Consider the following 17,627-nt stretch of genomic DNA (forward strand, 5'->3'; position numbering starts at 1 on the left):
TCTATGCTAAAGTACCAGGCACTCAAACAATTGCTATTCTGCTCAGACCTTCCGCCCGTAGCGAAAATCAATGGCGGTAGCCACATTCGACATTACTAATTTATCTTGCGTAACTAGCCAATAAATGTTTCGTTTTGGCTCATACTAGTTATGATGGTATACTACAGGAAATGATAGTAGAGGAGCCTATAAATATGATTCAATTTATCCATTACCCTAAATGTACAACTTGTAAAAAAGCACAGAAGTGGTTAAACGACAATGGCGTTTCATACGAAGAGGTACACATTGTTGAACAACCACCTACGAAAGAGCAAATAAAGAGTTATTGGCAAGCTAGCGGACAGCCTCTGAAGAAATTTTTCAATACATCTGGCATGAAATATCGCGAACTTGGGTTGAAGGATAAACTGGCGGAAATGCCCGAAGATGAACAGCTCACACTACTTGCTTCTGACGGTATGCTAATTAAGCGACCAATTGTTACTGATGGAAAAAAAGTAACGTTAGGTTTTAAGGAATCAGATTTTGAACAAGCGTGGAAATAACAGCTTTAATCCTTGTTTTTATGAAAGAAGTATGGCACACTGAAAGTGAATATATTACATATTTATGGAGGGGTTTTTGGCATGAGCACACCTAAAGACTTACGTTACTCTGAAGAACACGAATGGGTAAAATTAGAAGATGGTAAAGTACGTATCGGTATTTCACATTTCGCACAATCTGAATTAGGAGATATCGTTTTCGTTGAGCTTCCACAAGTTGGCGACGAAATTAAAACAGATGATCCATTTGGAAGCGTAGAATCAGTAAAAACTGTTTCTGAATTATACGCACCAATTTCAGGTACTGTAGTTGAAGTAAATGCAGATTTAGAAGATAGCCCTGAATTCGTAAACGAATCACCATATGAAAAAGCATGGATGATCGTTGTAGAGCCTGCAGATGCTTCAGAGATTGAAAGCCTTATGACTGCAGAACAATACGAAGAAATGATTGCAGAATAAACAAGCCTATAATAGAAAAACGTCGGCATACACACCGGCGTTTTTTATTATATAGCACGAGGTATTAGTTGGTAATTTGATTTGTACAAAGCTTGACTCTGCAAGTAAATGATAGTACAGTGACTCACCATAAAATGTTGTCCAAATTGCGAAGCGACATGTGAAAATGATTGTTAACATGTAGATCTATGCATCGTGTGGAATCTGGTAATGGCAATGAATTGTTGTAGTAGATAACTGTCTAAATGGGGGTGGCGTGATGTTCGAAGGGAAATGTTTAATCGTGGAAGGCCGTTCGGATAAGCTTCAAATAGAACCTATTTTGAGTGAAGATGTTACAATACTTTGTACAAATGGTACAATTGGTGTGCATCAATTAGAAGAATTACTCGACCCATATGAGGGCTGTGAGCTATATACATTTTTTGATGCAGATGCATCAGGAGATAAACTACGAGCATTAATGGACAGACATTATCCTGAGGCGGAGCATTTGCGAACAATGCCTACTTATAAAGAAGTAGAAACTACACCGAGGAAAGTGCTTGCGATGATTTTATTGCGCGCGTATTTTTCCATCCATAATGAATATATTTTGTAAGGTTGCGTGAAAAATGGAAGAATGGTCAAAAGAGCAGTGGGAAACGGCTGTAAAATCTGGTGAAAAAACTGCCTTTTATTTATATACACCGATGTGCGGAACTTGTGCAGTTGCATCTAAAATGATGGATATCATAGAACAGTTACTGCCACAGTTGAAATTAGGTAAGGCAAATATAAATTTTTTAGAGCAAATAGCTTATGATTTTCAAATCGAAAGTGTACCTTGTTTACTCGTTAGCGATCGAGGAAAAGTTATAGACAAGGTTTATGCATTTCAATCCGTACCGTTTTTATACGAATTGTTAAAAAAACCAATTGACTGAACTTTGCTAGCATGGTAAAGTAACAACTATATTAAAAACTATTAAATATATCGAACTCTTATAAAGAGCGGCGGAGGGAAGTGCCCTATGAAGCCCGGCAACCATCACATATGTGAAAAGGTGCCAAATCACTCAAAGATTTTTCTTTGAAAGATGAGAGAACGGTTTAGCGTATAAAATACGTGACCCCTTCTACTTGTCTATGAGTGAAGGGGTTTTCTATATGAGAAAAGGAGTATTCGCTATGATACAGCTTCAAAATATTACGAAGAAATACAAAACCGCAAATGGCGAATTAACTGCTGTTAAAGATGTCAATCTTACGATTAACAAAGGTGAGATTTTTGGCATTATCGGCTATAGTGGCGCTGGTAAAAGTACGATGATTCGTTTATTAAACGGTTTAGAAAAGCCGACAACAGGTACGGTGAAGGTGAACAATCAAGAATTTTCATCTATTAAGGGCCAAAAGTTGCGTGATGCTAGACAAAAAGTAAGTATGATTTTCCAACATTTTAACTTACTTTGGTCAAGAACTGTTGCTGAAAATATCGCTTTTCCACTTGAAATTGCAGGTATAGCTAAGAGTGAGCGAGACGCACGTGTGAAAGAACTGATTGCACTTGTCGGTTTAGAAGGACGTGACAAGGCGTATCCATCACAGCTATCAGGCGGTCAAAAGCAACGCGTTGGTATCGCACGAGCACTTGCTAATAATCCTGAAGTGTTGTTATGTGATGAAGCTACATCGGCACTAGATCCAGAAACAACAGATGCAATTCTTGATTTGCTTGTCGACATTAACGAACGATTAGGTTTAACGATTGTATTAATTACCCATGAAATGCATGTTATCCGCAAAATCTGTCATCGTGTAGCGGTAATGGAAGCTGGAGAAATTGTGGAGCGTGGTGAAGTATTACAAGTGTTCCAAGCACCACAAGCGGCGATTACTAAAAAATTCGTTTCGCAAATTACCGATACGAAGGAAACCCAGGAGACAGTTGCACAGCTTAGAGTAAATTATCCAACGGGACACCTTGTTAAGCTTGTTTTTGTTGGTGAAAAAACAGAGCAACCTGTTATATCGCATTTAGTAAAACAGTTTGATGTGGAGATTAGTATTGTCCATGGCAATATCTCACAAACTAAAAATGGCGCATACGGTACTCTTATCGTGCAAATTGATGGCACGGATACAAATGTAGCAGCTGCACTAAATTATTTAAATACAGTTGAAGTACAAACGGAGGTGATTGCAAATGCTAACTAGTCTCTTTCCGAATGTCGACTGGGAAAAAATGTGGACAGCCACATATGAAACACTTTATATGACCACTCTTTCAACAGTCGTAACATTTATACTTGGTTTAGCCATTGGCATAATCCTCTTTTTAACGAGTCCAAACCAATTATGGGCTAATAAAATCGTTAACTTTTTAACAGGATCGGTCGTTAATATATTCCGTTCGATACCATTTATCGTGTTAATTATTTTACTAATACCATTTACGAAGTTTTTACTTGGGACAATTCGAGGAGCGAATGCAGCGCTACCAGCACTTATTATCGGTGCTGCACCATTCTATGCACGAATGGTATTAATTGCATTACGAGAAATTGATAAAGGCGTTATTGAAGCGGCACGCTCGATGGGTGCTAAAACGTCCACAATTATTTGGAAAGTACTAATTCCAGAATCATTACCGGCACTTATTTCTGGGATTACCGTAACGGCTGTAGCACTCGTTGGGTATACGGCAATGGCTGGAATTATTGGTGCTGGCGGCCTAGGAAACTTAGCCTTTTTAGATGGCTTCCAACGTAATCGCCAAGATGTGACATTAATGGCAACTATTTTGATCTTAGTAGTCGTATTTATCATTCAATGGATTGGCGATATGATTACAACGAAAACAGACAAACGTTAAAAAGGTTAACCCGGTTTTTACCGCTAACATATTGATTGAACAAATAAAGGGAGTGTATACAAATGAAGAAGTTATTAGCAGGATTATTTTTATCAGTACTTGTACTAGCTTTAGCAGCTTGTGGTGCTGGTAACAAAGACGAAGCAGGTTCAACATCTGGAGATAAAGCAGACGACAGTGCAAAAACTGAAGAAAAAGTAACATTAAAAATTGGTGCTTCTAACACACCACACGCAGTTATTTTAGAACAAGCAAAACCGATTTTAGCTAAAGAAGGTATTGATTTAGAAATTGAAACGTACCAAGACTACGTACTACCTAACCAAGATTTAGATTCAAAAACTATTGATGCAAACTATTTCCAACATATCCCTTATCTAGAACAACAAATTAAAGATAATGGCTATGATTTCGTAAATGCTGGCGGCGTACATATCGAGCCAATCGGTATTTACTCTAAAAAATATAAATCTCTTGAAGACCTTCCTAAAGGTGCAACAATTTTATTATCGAACTCAGTTTCAGACCATGGCCGTATGCTGTCATTGTTAGAAGCAAAAGGCTTAATTAAATTAAAAGATGGTATCGACAAAACAGCAGCAGAAATTAAAGATATCGTTGATAATCCGAAAGACTTTAAATTCGATGCAAATACTGCACCAGAATTACTTGTTCAAATGTTTGAAAACGAAGAAGGCGATGCTGTTCTTATCAACTCTAACTATGCAATTGATAACGGCTTAAACCCAATTGATGATGCAATTGAGCTTGAAGATAAAGAATCTCCATATGTTAATATTATTGCGGTACGTGCTGGAGATGAAAATAAGCCAGAAATTAAAAAATTATTAGAAGTATTAAAATCTAAAGAAATCCAAGACTTCATCCTGAAGGAATGGAAAGGTGCAGTAGTACCAGTAAAATAGATTTTTCTAACACTATAGTACAAGCCATGAAAATGGTTTGTACTATTTTTTTTTGGGGAAAGATAAATAATGGTTTGAAATCCAATAATTAAGTTCTTTTATTTTTTTAAAATTGTTTAGAATTTGTTTAGATTCATTTAATATGATTACTGATATAATATTATTCGCCAATAATACTGAAAAAAATTTGGTATTTAGTCCTGATGGAGGTGAAATCCTATAACGAAATTTTTTAGGAGTGGTATTTTAGTCATGTTTTGCCTGTTGTTTGTTTTAATGAGCTGCTCACAAGGAAAAGAAAAAATAACAAAAAAGCCCATTTCATCAACTGAGAGGTTTGTTGTTGAAGAACTAATGACAGAAGATAACTTATTACGTACTGATTTAACGCAACAAAAAGATGTGTTTTTATCTGAATCAGTCGGATTATGGTTGACCTATTTACTAGAAAAAGATGATCAAGCTCGCTTCGATGAGCAGCTTGAAGTGATTGATAATTATTTTTTAGAGAAGAAATTTATTGTCTGGCGAATTGACGGTAAAAAACAAGCTACTGTAAACGCACTGATTGATGATTATAGAATCATGCGAGCGCTATTTGATGCTGGGGAGAAATGGAATGATGAACGTTATATTACGTTAGGGAAGTCCATTGGCAAGAACATTGTAAAGTATGGAATGCAAGAAGATACATTTGTAGATTTTGTTGATGTTCATACACATAAAAAGGCTAACACTATTACATTAAGTTATATTATGCCTTCTGCACTTTTAAAGATGCAACAATATGATGTTTTATCTAAAGCACAACTAGAGCATCAATTATCTATTTTAGCAAAAGCTCCAAAAGCTCAAGCAGGTTTTTTCCCAAAATATTATGATGTCGTATCAAAAAACTATGAATATGATACAGAGTTACATATGATAGATCAATTGTATACTGCTTACCATAGTGCAACTTTAGGTTTAGAAACGAAGCCCTTTACCAATTGGTTGCTGTCTTTATATAGTAGAGATCATAAATTGTACGGCCGCTACGATGCTAAAACAGGTGAACCAGCTGTTACATTCGAATCGCCTGCTGTTTACGCAATGGCAACTCGTTATATGTTGGAAATCCATAATGATATGATGGCTGAAGAATTTTTCCGCAAAATGGAATCGCTAAAGGCCAATGCAAATACGGGGTATGTAGACGTGCAAACAAATGCGACACATATATTTGATAATTTATTACCACTTCTAGCGGAAAGAGAGGTCGACGATGCGAACAGCAATAAAATGGAATAAAGCTATATTTCTTTATGGAATTTTACTTATTTTGCTTCTCCAATTACCTGCTTATTTTTTACTACATCAAGATATTGAAAGTTTATTATTATATATCTTTTTAGTACTTATTGTAATCCTAACACTATGGAGAGGTACGGTTACTGGGCTAATAAGTAGTTTATTATTTATTTTTATCAGCGGCTCCACATTACTGTATATCGGTATGACTGGTTCTGTAGCATTGTTAAGTAATGCATTTTCAATGCAACAATTTTTGGCATATGGTGTTGTTTTACTACTCCTAGTATTATGCGCCGGAAAGATTCATGAATTATTGTTAGCACAAGAAAAATATATGAAAAACTTACAGCAGGATGTCAAAAACTTTGTAGCCATTGATGTAGAGACTGGTTTTGATAATGAATCCCGTATGCGTGTGATTGTTAATGAAGAAATGCGAAGAGCGGATCGTCATCAACATTCTTTTGTTTTTATTATGCTAAAGCTTGAAAACTATGAAAAATTTAAAAAGCTATATGGTTTCAAAGAAGCACAATATTTATGGAAGCAACTGGCGGAAAAAATACAACAATCCGTTAGACAAACAGATAAAAAATTTCGCTATCGTGAAAATTATCTTGCCATTTTATTAATCGATACATCGGATCAATACATTGATATTATTTACGAAAAGTTGGATCAAGCTTTAAAAAACCATCAATTATTAAATAAGCGATGGGTGACACTAAGCTACAAAACAAGTTATTTTACTTACTCGCCACAGATGGATCAAAGTTTTGATGATTTATTAGCAGAAATGGAAAGAGAGATGAAAACAAGTGCGCTTTAGATTTGGCTTGCTCGTCTTCATTGTTCTTTTTTATTTAGTTAGTATGCCTCAGCATTATCAAGCAAGTGTCGATGATAAAGACATTGCACTTATTTATGTTACTAGCAATCAACAAGTTGATGAAGATGTGCAAATTCTACGTGAAATGCTAAATGCTTATACAGATGTAGATGTTATCCCAGTGGAAAATATTAAAGAAGATACATTGGCTGGTTATAAACGTATTGTCATTTTAAATGCCTATAAGATGCATATACCTTTCCAAGCATTACAAGCTATGAACAATTTCCATGGACCCGCTGTTGCTATAGGGGAGAATATTGAGCAGATTTCCTCATTCTCACATTGGCAAAAGGGAAAAAAAGTCGAGCTTCGAAAAATTGGGGAACATGAATTGCAGAGTCCAATTGAATGGACGGTCATGACGCCACCTAATGATGCTGAAGTTATACAAATGGCATCTTCATTTAATGAAGACTTCCCTTTTATTGTGAAAGAAAAAAATAGCAATTGGTCTTATATAGGTAAAGTGATTCAAACATCTCCTTTAGTATATGACTGGCCATCGATATTTGGTGATCTATTGAAAATATCATCTCCAAACATTCATCCTGCATTTATCGTGTTATCAGACATTAATGTGGAAACGGATGTTTTGAAGTTAAAGGAAGTAGTTGAACAATTAAAGCAATTGAATGTTCCTATCAACTTACAGATTAGCCCACTATATGAAGTAGATGGTGCAATTTATTATTTACAGGACAATAAGGCATTGCTGAAATATTTACAACAATTACAGCAGGAGGGGGTAGCTTTTATTTTATCTTCTTCACAAGCTAACATAGAAAAAAGTCTAGATTATTTAGTATTGCAGAAAATTTACCCTACTTTAATTCTAAATGATAGCGCATTTTTCAGTGGAGTATTGCGACAACAAGAAAATCATTTTTATATAACCGAAAGAGATTTACAAACAATTTATCCTTATACGATAGCAGCAATAAATGATGTGAATGTATATCCACTGTATTCCACACAGCAGTCGATTCGTAATATCAATAAAGCGCCAGGTTCAACTATTGGAATCCAATATCCTAGCTACTTAGGGGCTCATCATGTACAAGAGCTTGTTGAACTCTTAAACAAACAAGTACAGCTAGAATGGCTTGATTTTAGAAAAACAGAACAGTTTGTACAGACGTCTAACGTATCAATAATGCAATCAGCAAACGGAGAGCAAAAGATACAGCTTTCTTTTACCAAACTGGATCGCTTAAAAAAGATGTTTGATGAGCGGCCATTTGAAGTAGTTTTATGGCTGTTAGTAATCATAGTATCGTTATTTGTTATTGTATTTTTTATGAATACTTTGAGACTACGTATAACGCTACGTAAGCGATTATTTGAGGAGAGGAAAAGTAATGGCTGATATTTTATTTTATATTTCATTGTTTCTCATATGGATTATGCTGTTATACCATATGTTTTTAATGCAAGGGGGCTATTTGCATTTTCGATCTTATGAAAAGGTTATCGATGAATGGTCAAAAAAAATGATAGATGTTCCAACAGTGAGTATCTTCATTCCTGCACATAATGAAGAAGTTGTTATTGAGCAAACTTTACGGGCAATGTCCCGATTGTTTTACCCGAAAGATAAGTTGGAAGTAATCGTCATTAACGATAATTCATCGGATAGAACAGGAGAGATTGCAAGAAAGTTTACAGAAAAATATCCATTTATACGAGTAATTGAAACAGTAGAACCTTATAAAGGTAAGGGCAAATCTTCTGCATTAAATACAGCTTTAGCGGATTCTACTGGGGAAGTTGTTATTGTCTATGATGCAGATAATACGCCAGAGCGTATGGCCATTTGGTATTTAGTTATGGGGCTTGTAAATGACCCAAAAGCTGCAGCTACCGTGGGGAAATTTCGAGTGGTAAATGCGACTGAAACATGGTTAACACGATTTATTAATATTGAAACGATTTGTTTTCAGTGGATGGCACAAGGTGGTCGTTGGAAGTGGTTTAACATTGCAACAATTCCAGGTACCAATTTCGCCATTCGCCGTAGTATTTTAGAACAATTAGGTGGATGGGATGTAAAGGCGTTAGCGGAAGATACTGAATTAACTATTCGTGTCTATAATTTAGGCTATCATATCCGCTTTTTCCCAAAGGCTATTACGTGGGAACAAGAACCAGAGACGTTGAAAGTATGGTGGAAACAACGAACACGCTGGGCAAGAGGAAATCAGTATGTTGTGCTAAAGTTTTTAAGCCAATTTTTCACATTGAAAAGAAAAAGTATTATTTTTGATTTGTTTTATTTCTTTTTTACTTACTTTTTATTTTTCTTCGGCGTCATTTTATCCAACATTTTATTTATCACCAATCTTTTTTACGATATTGGACTAACTGTTGGAGATATCGCAATTGTTTTATGGGTATTGGCTTTCTTGTTATTTTTAGGTGAAGTGATGATTACCTTAAGCATTGAAAAAACAGAAATGAATCGTAAAAATTTTTTCTATGTCATTTTAATGTATTTTACATATTCACAAATGTGGATAGTATTAGTTATTTGGTCGCTATTTTTAGAGATAAAAAGAGTTTTTACTGGCCAAGAAGTGCAGTGGTATAAAACTGAGCGCTTTGCAAAGAAAACAAAATAAGGAGAACAATAATGAGAGTCTTACTTTATATTTTTACAGTCTTAATCAGTTTGCCGTTCTTAGCTACGCATGCCCTAGCTGCGCCAATCACAGTAGAAAAACAAACAATAGCTATTGAGGCAAACAGCTTAGCAAAAAAACCATTGTTGTCTCAGGCAATTGAATTACCAGGGCCTTCCTCTTCAAGAGATTTCTATTACACGCTCAGTCAAGATGTAGAGGCGAAGGGACAAACTGTTTCATTTCAAATACAGCAGTCAGAGCTGTTAATAGCGCCATCCTCTTTTACGGTAAAAGTGGATGATATCGCAATTAAATCGATTGCATTAACTTCAGATTTATTGAAGCAAACTGTGACTGTTACTTTACCGGAAAGTGCCTTAATGAAAGGAACGCATAAAATAACAGCTAGTTTTTATGGTATTTTGAAAGAAGGTGTATGTGTAGCACCTGGCAATGAGGGCAATTGGTTACGTATCGATATTTTATCGTCTATTTCATCATTTAATGAAAGTACAAAACAATGGACATTGAGCAACTATCCTGAAGCGTTTGTAGGCTATGAAGATTATAGAACAACACTTATAGTACCTGATGAAGCTTCAGAACAAACATTGAATGCTAGTTATCAACTTGCTGCTTATTTGTCAGAGCAAGGTGAGAATGACGTAGATGTTAAAAGAGAATCTGCTGTTGCACGTGTTGCTGGACCGGTTATTGTTGTAGGAGCAAAAGATGAATTTAGTACAAATTATATGATTAAAATGCTCGAGACTGCCAATAGTCAATATGAAGATGGTCTTTTTCTAAGTGTACACAGTCTAAAAAATGAGGAAAGCAATCAAAGTGTACCTATTTTGTTTGTGTCAGCTGCTACTCCAAACGCACTTCAAGAGCGAATTTCGTTATTGACGGATACTAAATTGTATAGTCAATTTGCAGGAAGTACGTTAACGGTGGATGAGTTACCAACAGTGAACAATTCTTCTAATTCAACACTTCTCTTTTCACAGCTAGGTTTTGACCATCAAATATTATCGAGTCAAGAAACGATGACGCCGCACTATTATGTGTCTTTACCACAAGTTGAGGCTAATAAAGAAGCAAACATGCGATTAGTCTTAAAGAAATCAGCTCTCCTACCTGAAAAAGGTAAAAGTAATGAACGAGAAGTAGAATTGATTGTATGGGTTAATGATGTACCGCATGCAGTTGACCTTCAGAAGCTAGAGTCAACTTCTTCAGATTTATATGAAGTGAATGTGCCCATTCAAACAAATGTGTTAAATAAACAATCGATGACAGATATCCAATTTGAAGTAACTGGTTTTCAATTAGAGGATCCTTGTGAAACGACGAATGAACGTTATTGGCTTTATATTGATGGTAGTAGTACATTATCTGTTACAAAAGAAGCTACAACACCAACATTTACATTAAGAGATTTTCCAAATGCATTCCAAGAACAATCTTTGATTATTGTTCCGAATAATACGGTGATAAACGATACACAAATGCTCTTGTTGTATAAGTCCTTAATGACGAATGGTGAAATGGCTCAAACAATATTGAGGAAAGAACGAGATGTTAAGGAAGAGGAATTAAAACGAAGTGCAATTATTTTTGCTGGCGCTTCCTCCGATTTCACAACGCTCATAGGAAACAAAAACAATATACCTCAATCTGCAGAAGATTTACTAAAGCAAGGTTTTCTTCCAGAAACAATTGCTCAGTATACATTTATTACACAAAGTTTTTGGGATGATAAGCAACCGCTATTAATCATCCAAATGATGGATGGAGCAGCAAACCAAAAGGACTTTTTAGCCCAATTGAAGGGGACAAATGAAAAGGTAACCTCTGCGATTGAAACAAAAGAGGGGAAATTTGTAGTTGCGGCTAGTAGTGCAGCAGACATTGAAAAATCTACCTCAGAGCAGAACAATTCTATTTCATTTGTGCTTATAGCAGAATTTGCTGTACTGATATTAGTGATTGGGCTTATTTTATATTTTATTTTACGTAGAAAAAGAAAAAATCTTCTTGTTGAGGATGAAGAAGAGTAGATTTTAAGCATCAGTAGACCCGGTAAATTTACTGGGTCTACTGTCTTTTTTCATTTAATTGCGTTTAATTTTCGCTACGGGTAGGCGTTTTCTACGGGCACAACGAAAGCTGCAACCCTCCCATGCACACGGTTGTTGTGTCTTACGCCCTGAGCATAAGTCGCCATCCCATCAATACAATTAACAAAATAACCGGCATCAAGTTGAACTTCTTGATGCCGGTTATAAGACAATGTGTGACCCAGTGAATTTCACTGGGTCTTTTCATTAGTTTAACGGTGTTATTGAAACTGAGAAAGTCGTGAAAAGAAATTAGTTACGAAGTCTAAAAATATTTTTTCAGATGGTGCAATTTCTCGATTTACAGGTGAAATAATACCAACTGTTCTTGGTATTGTGGGCGATTCAATTGGCACTTTGATAGTGAATCGGGCTGCTGAATCGTATAGTGAACTCTCAGGTAGTAGGCTGACACCAATTCCAGCGGCCACTAAACCTTTTAATGCATCTAAGTCTTCACCTTCAGATATTACATTTGGTAAAAAGCCGGCAGCACGGCAGGCATCCATCGCAACTTTATGTAATATATAGCCATCTGGAAAAAGAACAAAAAGATCATTACGTAAATCTGCTAGCTGAATACTTTCCCGTTTCGCTAAAGGATGGTTTGCTGGCAATAGGGCTGCAATATTTTCGGTGAATAAGATGTTTGATTGAATTGATTCGTCCTTTGGTGGCAGCGGTCCTAAAAATGCTAAGTTAAGCTCACGATTTTTAACGGCATCAATTAAAAAGCGATAAGAGCCTTGGCGCAATTGAAATTGCAAATCTGGGTATTCACGCTTAAATGCTGAAATAACGGTTGGCAGTACATAACTTGCTAAGCTCGTAGGAAAACCAATTTTAATGGTTCCTTTTGCAGGATCTAAATATTCCTCAACCTGCTTGGCTGCAAAATCTATTGCTTTTAAAGCAGTGATTGTATGTTCAAGAAAAGTTTTTCCTATCGGTGTTAATTTTACATTTCTGCCGACACGTTCAAAAAGTGGTGTACCTAATTCGTCTTCTAAATTAGCAATTTGACGACTTATTGCTGATTGGGCAACATGAAGGTGTTCAGCAGCTTCAGAAATATGCTCACGCTCTGCAACCTCCACAAAATAACGTAATTGACGTAACTCCACTGGATATTCACCTCTATCTATCGAAAAATCCGATTAATTATATTTTAATTATATAATATTTAAGATATAAAAAGACTGAAAAAATATCATGGTGCTAAAAAATGAATAAACGATTACAGTCAACTCAAATGCATTTTAAATCATTTAAAGTAGATGACCAATATCTGTTAAAAATGAATCCGAAAGAAGCAGTTGAACGCAAATTCTGTTTGTAATTTGGCAGCTAAGTCTTCGGTAATCAATGTCAGGGGGAGATTTATGATAAAGAAAGGAATCAGTTGGCTGCTAATTTTACTGATAATCGCAATGTTAGAAGGTTTAGCATTTAATAATCAGCAAACGAGAAAGCTGTAACCTCCCGCGGAAAGCAACCGCCTTCGATTCCACCAACTTGGTGCTATCTACTGAATTTTATCTATAGCAAAAAAAGTTAGCCTTTATACATATTTAATGAAAAAGTGTTAGATTGACTGCAACCAATCTAACACTTTTTCGCTTTTGCCCATAGCCTCTTTTCATTGGACATGTAAAAGTATGTGATGACTTCTGCTGAAAGCAAAGTGAATTTTTAACATACAGTAAAAAGTGTATGAATATTTGAAGGGATTATAAGATAGCTTTTTTAAAACAATAGTAATTAATAGCACTATTACTCTATAATTTTATTTTCTTATAGTGATTCCATTCTAATGAAATAGGATATAGTATAGATATGGTTGTTTGTGCATTTTTGTCACAAAACCGCTACAATTAACGCTTTATGCGAGGTTTCCACTATGTAGCTAGATGAAATCCATTCTCATTTAGGGATATTTCATTGAAAATAGACTTTGTCTATTCTCATTAGCAGTTTCGATTCTAATAAATCTGAAAATGCTTAAAAAGTCTTTATAATTCAAGATTTCATCATTGAAAAGTGAAAGTGGTCAAAATGGTTTGCATAGAGAACGATTTTCAGTTAAGATTAGAATGATGATAATTAAGGAATGGTTGCCCATTCACAGAACACACTATGGAGGTATTTTCATGTCAACTTTAGTAATTAAAGATCTTCACGTTGAAATCGACGGGAAAGAGATTTTAAAAGGCGTAAACCTTACAATTAATACAAATGAAATCCATGCAATTATGGGACCAAACGGAACTGGTAAATCAACACTAGCTTCTGCAATTATGGGACACCCAAAATACGAAGTTACTTCTGGTACAGTTGAACTTGATGGTGAAAACGTACTTGAAATGGAAGTTGATGAGCGTGCACAAGCTGGCTTGTTCCTAGCTATGCAATACCCATCAGAAATCGCTGGTGTAACAAACGCTGATTTCTTACGTTCAGCTATTAATGCACGCCGTGAAGAGGGCGACGAAATTTCATTAATGAAATTCATTCGTGAATTAGATAAAAATATGGAATTCCTTGAAATGAACGAAGACATGGCACAACGTTATTTAAACGAAGGTTTCTCTGGCGGTGAGAAAAAACGTAACGAAATTCTTCAATTAATGATGATTAAGCCAACTTTCGCTATTTTAGATGAAATTGACTCTGGTCTTGATATTGACGCACTTAAAGTTGTTTCTAAAGGTATTAATGCAATGCGTGGCGAAGGCTTCGGATGCTTAATGATCACTCACTACCAACGTCTACTTAACTACATCACACCAGACCATGTTCACGTAATGATGCAAGGTCGCGTTGTAAAATCAGGTGGCGAAGAATTAGCGCACCGTTTAGAAGCAGAAGGTTATGACTGGATTAAAAAAGAACTAGGTATCGAAGAAGAAACAGAAGAACAAGAAGCATAAGAAGGAGGACGAACTAGCATGACAGTGGAACTTAACTTGCCTGTAACATTACAGGACGTGCGCTCGTTCTCAGAGGCGAATGGTGAACCAACTTGGTTTGCAGAGCTTCGTACGGCAGCACTAGACAAAGCAGCTGGTTTAGATATGCCAAAACCAGATAGAACAAATATTTCAAAATGGGATTTCATGAACTTCCCAACTCATACAGTTGTCAGTGAAGAATTTGCTTCACTTGATGCACTTCCAGAAGAGGCACGTCGCTTAATTGATCTTGAGGCACAAGAAAACTTATATATTCAACGAAACAACACACCAGCGTTTATTAAAACATCACAGGAGCTTGCTGACAAAGGCGTTATTTTTACAGATATGTTAACAGCTATACGTGATCACGGTGAGCTTGTTCAAAAGTACTTCATGACTGAAGCGGTTAAAGTTGATGAACATAAATTAACAGCACTTCACGCAGCACTTGTGAATGGTGGCGTATTTGTTTACGTACCGAAAAATGTCATTATTGAGCAACCGTTACAAGTTGTATTCTTAAATGATAATGCAGAAGCTTCACTTTATAACCACGTATTAGTAGTAGCTGAAGCAAATGCAGCTGTCACATATGTGGAAACATATATTTCTACAGTTGAAGAAGCAAAAGCTCAAGCTAACATTATTTCTGAAGTAATTGTACAAGATAATGCACAAGTAATTTACGGTGCGGTTGATGTACTAGCTAAAGGTTATACTACTTATGTAAATCGTCGTGCTCGCTTAGCACGTGATGCAAAAGTTGACTGGGCTCTTGGTTTAATGAACGATTCAGATACAATTTCTGAAAACATTACACACCTTGTCGGTGACGGTTCACATGCTGATACAAAAACAGTTGTTGTTGGTCGCGGAGAGCAAAAACTAAATTTCACAACAGAAGTTCGTCACTGGGGTAAAAACTCAAATGGTCACATCTTAAAACACGGTGTGATGAAAGATGCAGCACAGTCAATTTTCAACGGTATTGGCTATATTGAACACGGTGCTACAAAAGCAGATGCACAACAAGAATCACGTGTGTTAATGCTTTCTGAAAAAGCTCGTGGCGATGCTAACCCAATTCTTTTAATTGATGAAGATGATGTAACAGCAGGACACGCAGCATCTGTAGGACGAGTAGATCCACTACAACTTTATTACTTAATGAGTCGTGGTATCTCGAAAGCAGAAGCAGAGCGCCTTGTTATCCATGGATTCCTTGCGCCAGTTGTTAAGCAATTACCTATAGAAGGCGTTCAAAAGCAACTGACGGAGGTTATCGAAAGGAAAGTTCGCTAATGATCAATAAAGACATTAAAAGCTATTTCCCAATATTAAATCAACAAGTAAATGGTCATCCACTTGTTTACCTTGATAGCGCAGCAACATCTCAAAAGCCTACTCAAGTAATTGAAGCAATTAAGCATTATTATGAATTTGATAACTCGAATGTTCACCGAGGTGTGCATACATTGGGAAATCGTGCGACTGACAAATACGAGGGTGCTCGTGAAAAGGTGCGCAATTTCATTAATGCGAAATCAACAGAAGAAATTATTTTTACTCGTGGTACAACGACTGCGTTAAATACAGTAGCTTCTAGTTATGGTCGTGCAAATGTTGAGCAAGGTGATGAAATTGTCATCACACATATGGAGCATCACTCCAACATTATTCCTTGGCAACAACTTGCAAAAGAAAAAAATGCAATATTAAAGTACATTGACCTTGAGGCAGATGGCACAATTGATCTTGAAAAGGTTCGAGCAACGATTACACCGAAAACGAAAATCGTGTCAGTATCAATGGCATCAAATGTTCTCGGTACAATTAATCCGATTAAAGAAATTGCAAAAATTGCACATGCTAATGGTGCCGTAATGGTAGCAGATGGTGCGCAAGCTGCACCGCATATGAAAATTGATGTGCAAGATTTAGATGTAGATTTCTTAGGCTTTTCAGGTCATAAAATGTGCGGTCCGACTGGAATAGGTGTACTATATGGTAAAAAAGAGCACCTTGAAATGATGGAGCCAATTGAATTTGGTGGCGAAATGATCGATTTTGTTGGACTACAAGATTCAACGTGGAAGGAATTACCGTGGAAATTTGAAGGTGGTACGCCTATCATTGCAGGTGCAATCGGTTTAGGTGCTGCTATCGATTTCTTAACGGAAGTAGGGTTAGAGAATATTGCACAGCACGAGCATAAGCTTGTAGGCTATGCAATGGATCAACTTGAAACAATTGAGGGACTTAAAATTTTTGGTCCGCGCGATCCAATGAAACGTTGTGGTCTTGTTACGTTTAACTTAGATGATGTACATCCACATGATGTTGCAACAGTTCTGGACATGAATGGTATCGCTGTTCGTGCAGGACATCATTGCGCTCAACCACTAATGAAATGTCTCCAACAAGTAGCGACAGCGCGCGCAAGCTTTTATCTGTATAACACGGAGGAAGATATTGACCGCTTAGTTGCCGGGTTGCGTTCTGCGAAGGAGTATTTTGGCGATGTCTTTTAATAATTTAGATCAACTATACCGTTCAGTTATCATGGATCATTATAAAAATCCTCGAAATAAAGGATCTTTAGATACAGATGCTGTAACAATTGATATGAACAATCCGACTTGTGGCGACCGCATTCACTTAACGCTTAAAGTGAATGATGGTGTTGTAGAAGATGCGAAATTTGATGGTGAAGGCTGTTCTATTTCGATGTCTTCTGCTTCAATGATGACACAAATTGTCAAAGGGAAAAAAGTAGAAGAAGCATTAGAGCTTGCTGAAATTTTTTCAAAAATGATGATGGGTGAAGAATATAGCGATAAATACGACCTTGAGGATGTTGAGGCACTGCAAGGTGTTTCTCAATTCCCTGCACGAATTAAATGTGCGACATTGGCTTGGAAAGCAATGGAAAAAGGCGTAAAAGAATAATA

Annotated in this window: 17 protein-coding genes and 1 riboswitch; of the genes, 16 read left to right on the forward strand and 1 reads right to left on the reverse strand. The window is 36.3% G+C overall.

Annotation, left to right across the window (positions count from 1 at the left end; all coding sequences use genetic code 11):
* The first annotated feature begins 194 nt into the window (after positions 1–194).
* From NSQ74_RS08385 to NSQ74_RS08440, 12 genes are all read left to right on the forward strand, one after another.
* Positions 195–548 (forward strand): arsenate reductase family protein, encoded by a 354-nt coding sequence (locus NSQ74_RS08385; protein WP_340822678.1) that lies wholly within the window; start codon positions 195–197, stop codon positions 546–548.
* A gap of 81 nt (positions 549–629) precedes the next feature.
* Complete coding sequence (gene gcvH / locus NSQ74_RS08390) at positions 630–1,010, forward strand: glycine cleavage system protein GcvH (protein WP_340822679.1); 381 nt, start codon at positions 630–632, stop codon at positions 1,008–1,010.
* 259 nt (positions 1,011–1,269) lie between these two features.
* Entirely contained in the window at positions 1,270–1,611 is a 342-nt protein-coding gene (locus tag NSQ74_RS08395) for a hypothetical protein (protein ID WP_340822681.1), read from the forward strand.
* Positions 1,612–1,624: 13 nt separating this feature from the next.
* A complete protein-coding gene (locus NSQ74_RS08400; RefSeq protein WP_340822682.1) occupies positions 1,625–1,936 on the forward strand; it encodes a thioredoxin family protein in 312 nt (103 codons plus the stop codon).
* Between the two features lie 55 nt (positions 1,937–1,991).
* Positions 1,992–2,096, forward strand: a riboswitch (SAM riboswitch).
* 84 nt (positions 2,097–2,180) lie between these two features.
* Complete coding sequence (locus NSQ74_RS08405) at positions 2,181–3,209, forward strand: methionine ABC transporter ATP-binding protein (protein ID WP_340826432.1); 1,029 nt, start codon at positions 2,181–2,183, stop codon at positions 3,207–3,209.
* Positions 3,199–3,867: a methionine ABC transporter permease gene (locus NSQ74_RS08410; RefSeq protein WP_340822684.1), complete on the forward strand. Its 669-nt coding sequence runs from the start codon at positions 3,199–3,201 to the stop codon at positions 3,865–3,867. The genes NSQ74_RS08405 and NSQ74_RS08410 overlap by 11 nt, the downstream gene beginning before the upstream one ends.
* 62 nt (positions 3,868–3,929) lie before the next feature.
* The gene (locus NSQ74_RS08415) at positions 3,930–4,793 is read left to right on the forward strand and encodes a MetQ/NlpA family ABC transporter substrate-binding protein (protein WP_340822686.1); all 864 of its coding nucleotides are present in this window, start codon (positions 3,930–3,932) and stop codon (positions 4,791–4,793) included.
* Positions 4,794–5,045: 252 nt separating this feature from the next.
* Positions 5,046–6,083: a glycosyl hydrolase family 8 gene (locus tag NSQ74_RS08420; protein WP_340822687.1), complete on the forward strand. Its 1,038-nt coding sequence runs from the start codon at positions 5,046–5,048 to the stop codon at positions 6,081–6,083.
* A complete protein-coding gene (locus NSQ74_RS08425; RefSeq protein ID WP_340822688.1) occupies positions 6,058–6,915 on the forward strand; it encodes a diguanylate cyclase domain-containing protein in 858 nt (285 codons plus the stop codon). The genes NSQ74_RS08420 and NSQ74_RS08425 overlap by 26 nt, the downstream gene beginning before the upstream one ends.
* A complete protein-coding gene (locus NSQ74_RS08430) occupies positions 6,905–8,344 on the forward strand; it encodes a hypothetical protein (RefSeq protein ID WP_340822689.1) in 1,440 nt (479 codons plus the stop codon). The genes NSQ74_RS08425 and NSQ74_RS08430 overlap by 11 nt, the downstream gene beginning before the upstream one ends.
* Positions 8,337–9,596 carry a glycosyltransferase family 2 protein gene (locus NSQ74_RS08435; RefSeq protein ID WP_340822691.1) on the forward strand — a complete coding sequence of 420 codons (1,260 nt, stop codon included), beginning with the start codon at positions 8,337–8,339 and terminating at the stop codon, positions 9,594–9,596. The genes NSQ74_RS08430 and NSQ74_RS08435 overlap by 8 nt, the downstream gene beginning before the upstream one ends.
* Positions 9,597–9,607: 11 nt before the next feature.
* A complete protein-coding gene (locus NSQ74_RS08440; protein WP_340822692.1) occupies positions 9,608–11,662 on the forward strand; it encodes a cellulose biosynthesis cyclic di-GMP-binding regulatory protein BcsB in 2,055 nt (684 codons plus the stop codon).
* Positions 11,663–11,943: 281 nt separating this feature from the next.
* Here the strand turns inward: NSQ74_RS08440 and NSQ74_RS08445 are convergent, their stop codons facing one another.
* Positions 11,944–12,846: a LysR family transcriptional regulator gene (locus tag NSQ74_RS08445; protein WP_340822694.1), complete on the reverse strand. Its 903-nt coding sequence runs from the start codon at positions 12,844–12,846 to the stop codon at positions 11,944–11,946.
* 1,026 nt (positions 12,847–13,872) lie between these two features.
* On the opposite strand from NSQ74_RS08445, the gene sufC reads away from it, so the two are divergent.
* The 4 genes from sufC to sufU are packed head-to-tail and all read left to right on the forward strand — an operon-like array spanning position 13,873 to position 17,625.
* Positions 13,873–14,652, forward strand: a complete 780-nt coding sequence (sufC, locus tag NSQ74_RS08450) for a Fe-S cluster assembly ATPase SufC (protein WP_401012697.1) — start codon at positions 13,873–13,875, stop codon at positions 14,650–14,652.
* Between the two features lie 18 nt (positions 14,653–14,670).
* Positions 14,671–15,978: a Fe-S cluster assembly protein SufD gene (sufD, locus tag NSQ74_RS08455; RefSeq protein WP_340822695.1), complete on the forward strand. Its 1,308-nt coding sequence runs from the start codon at positions 14,671–14,673 to the stop codon at positions 15,976–15,978.
* The gene (locus NSQ74_RS08460; RefSeq protein ID WP_340822697.1) at positions 15,978–17,207 is read left to right on the forward strand and encodes a cysteine desulfurase; all 1,230 of its coding nucleotides are present in this window, start codon (positions 15,978–15,980) and stop codon (positions 17,205–17,207) included. Before sufD ends, NSQ74_RS08460 begins: the two co-directional genes overlap by 1 nt.
* Positions 17,197–17,625 carry a Fe-S cluster assembly sulfur transfer protein SufU gene (sufU, locus tag NSQ74_RS08465; RefSeq protein ID WP_340822698.1) on the forward strand — a complete coding sequence of 143 codons (429 nt, stop codon included), beginning with the start codon at positions 17,197–17,199 and terminating at the stop codon, positions 17,623–17,625. Before NSQ74_RS08460 ends, sufU begins: the two co-directional genes overlap by 11 nt.
* Positions 17,626–17,627: the final 2 nt, after the last annotated feature.

It is taken from the genome of Lysinibacillus sp. FSL W8-0992, assembly GCF_038008685.1.
Lineage (GTDB): Bacteria > Bacillota > Bacilli > Bacillales_A > Planococcaceae > Lysinibacillus.

Bases quoted from the DNA above. Each gene is read 5' to 3' on its own strand.
- NSQ74_RS08435 (WP_340822691.1), top strand. From the start codon at position 8,337: ATGGCTGATATTTTATTTTATATTTCATTGTTTCTCATATGGATTATG.
- sufU (WP_340822698.1), top strand. From the start codon at position 17,197: ATGTCTTTTAATAATTTAGATCAACTATACCGTTCAGTTATCATGGAT.
- NSQ74_RS08460 (WP_340822697.1), top strand. From the start codon at position 15,978: ATGATCAATAAAGACATTAAAAGCTATTTCCCAATATTAAATCAACAA.
- NSQ74_RS08395 (WP_340822681.1), top strand. From the start codon at position 1,270: ATGTTCGAAGGGAAATGTTTAATCGTGGAAGGCCGTTCGGATAAGCTT.
- gcvH (WP_340822679.1), top strand. From the start codon at position 630: ATGAGCACACCTAAAGACTTACGTTACTCTGAAGAACACGAATGGGTA.
- NSQ74_RS08410 (WP_340822684.1), top strand. From the start codon at position 3,199: ATGCTAACTAGTCTCTTTCCGAATGTCGACTGGGAAAAAATGTGGACA.
- NSQ74_RS08425 (WP_340822688.1), top strand. From the start codon at position 6,058: ATGCGAACAGCAATAAAATGGAATAAAGCTATATTTCTTTATGGAATT.
- NSQ74_RS08385 (WP_340822678.1), top strand. From the start codon at position 195: ATGATTCAATTTATCCATTACCCTAAATGTACAACTTGTAAAAAAGCA.
- NSQ74_RS08440 (WP_340822692.1), top strand. From the start codon at position 9,608: ATGAGAGTCTTACTTTATATTTTTACAGTCTTAATCAGTTTGCCGTTC.
- NSQ74_RS08405 (WP_340826432.1), top strand. From the start codon at position 2,181: ATGATACAGCTTCAAAATATTACGAAGAAATACAAAACCGCAAATGGC.
- NSQ74_RS08400 (WP_340822682.1), top strand. From the start codon at position 1,625: ATGGAAGAATGGTCAAAAGAGCAGTGGGAAACGGCTGTAAAATCTGGT.
- sufD (WP_340822695.1), top strand. From the start codon at position 14,671: ATGACAGTGGAACTTAACTTGCCTGTAACATTACAGGACGTGCGCTCG.
- sufC (WP_401012697.1), top strand. From the start codon at position 13,873: ATGTCAACTTTAGTAATTAAAGATCTTCACGTTGAAATCGACGGGAAA.
- NSQ74_RS08415 (WP_340822686.1), top strand. From the start codon at position 3,930: ATGAAGAAGTTATTAGCAGGATTATTTTTATCAGTACTTGTACTAGCT.
- NSQ74_RS08420 (WP_340822687.1), top strand. From the start codon at position 5,046: ATGTTTTGCCTGTTGTTTGTTTTAATGAGCTGCTCACAAGGAAAAGAA.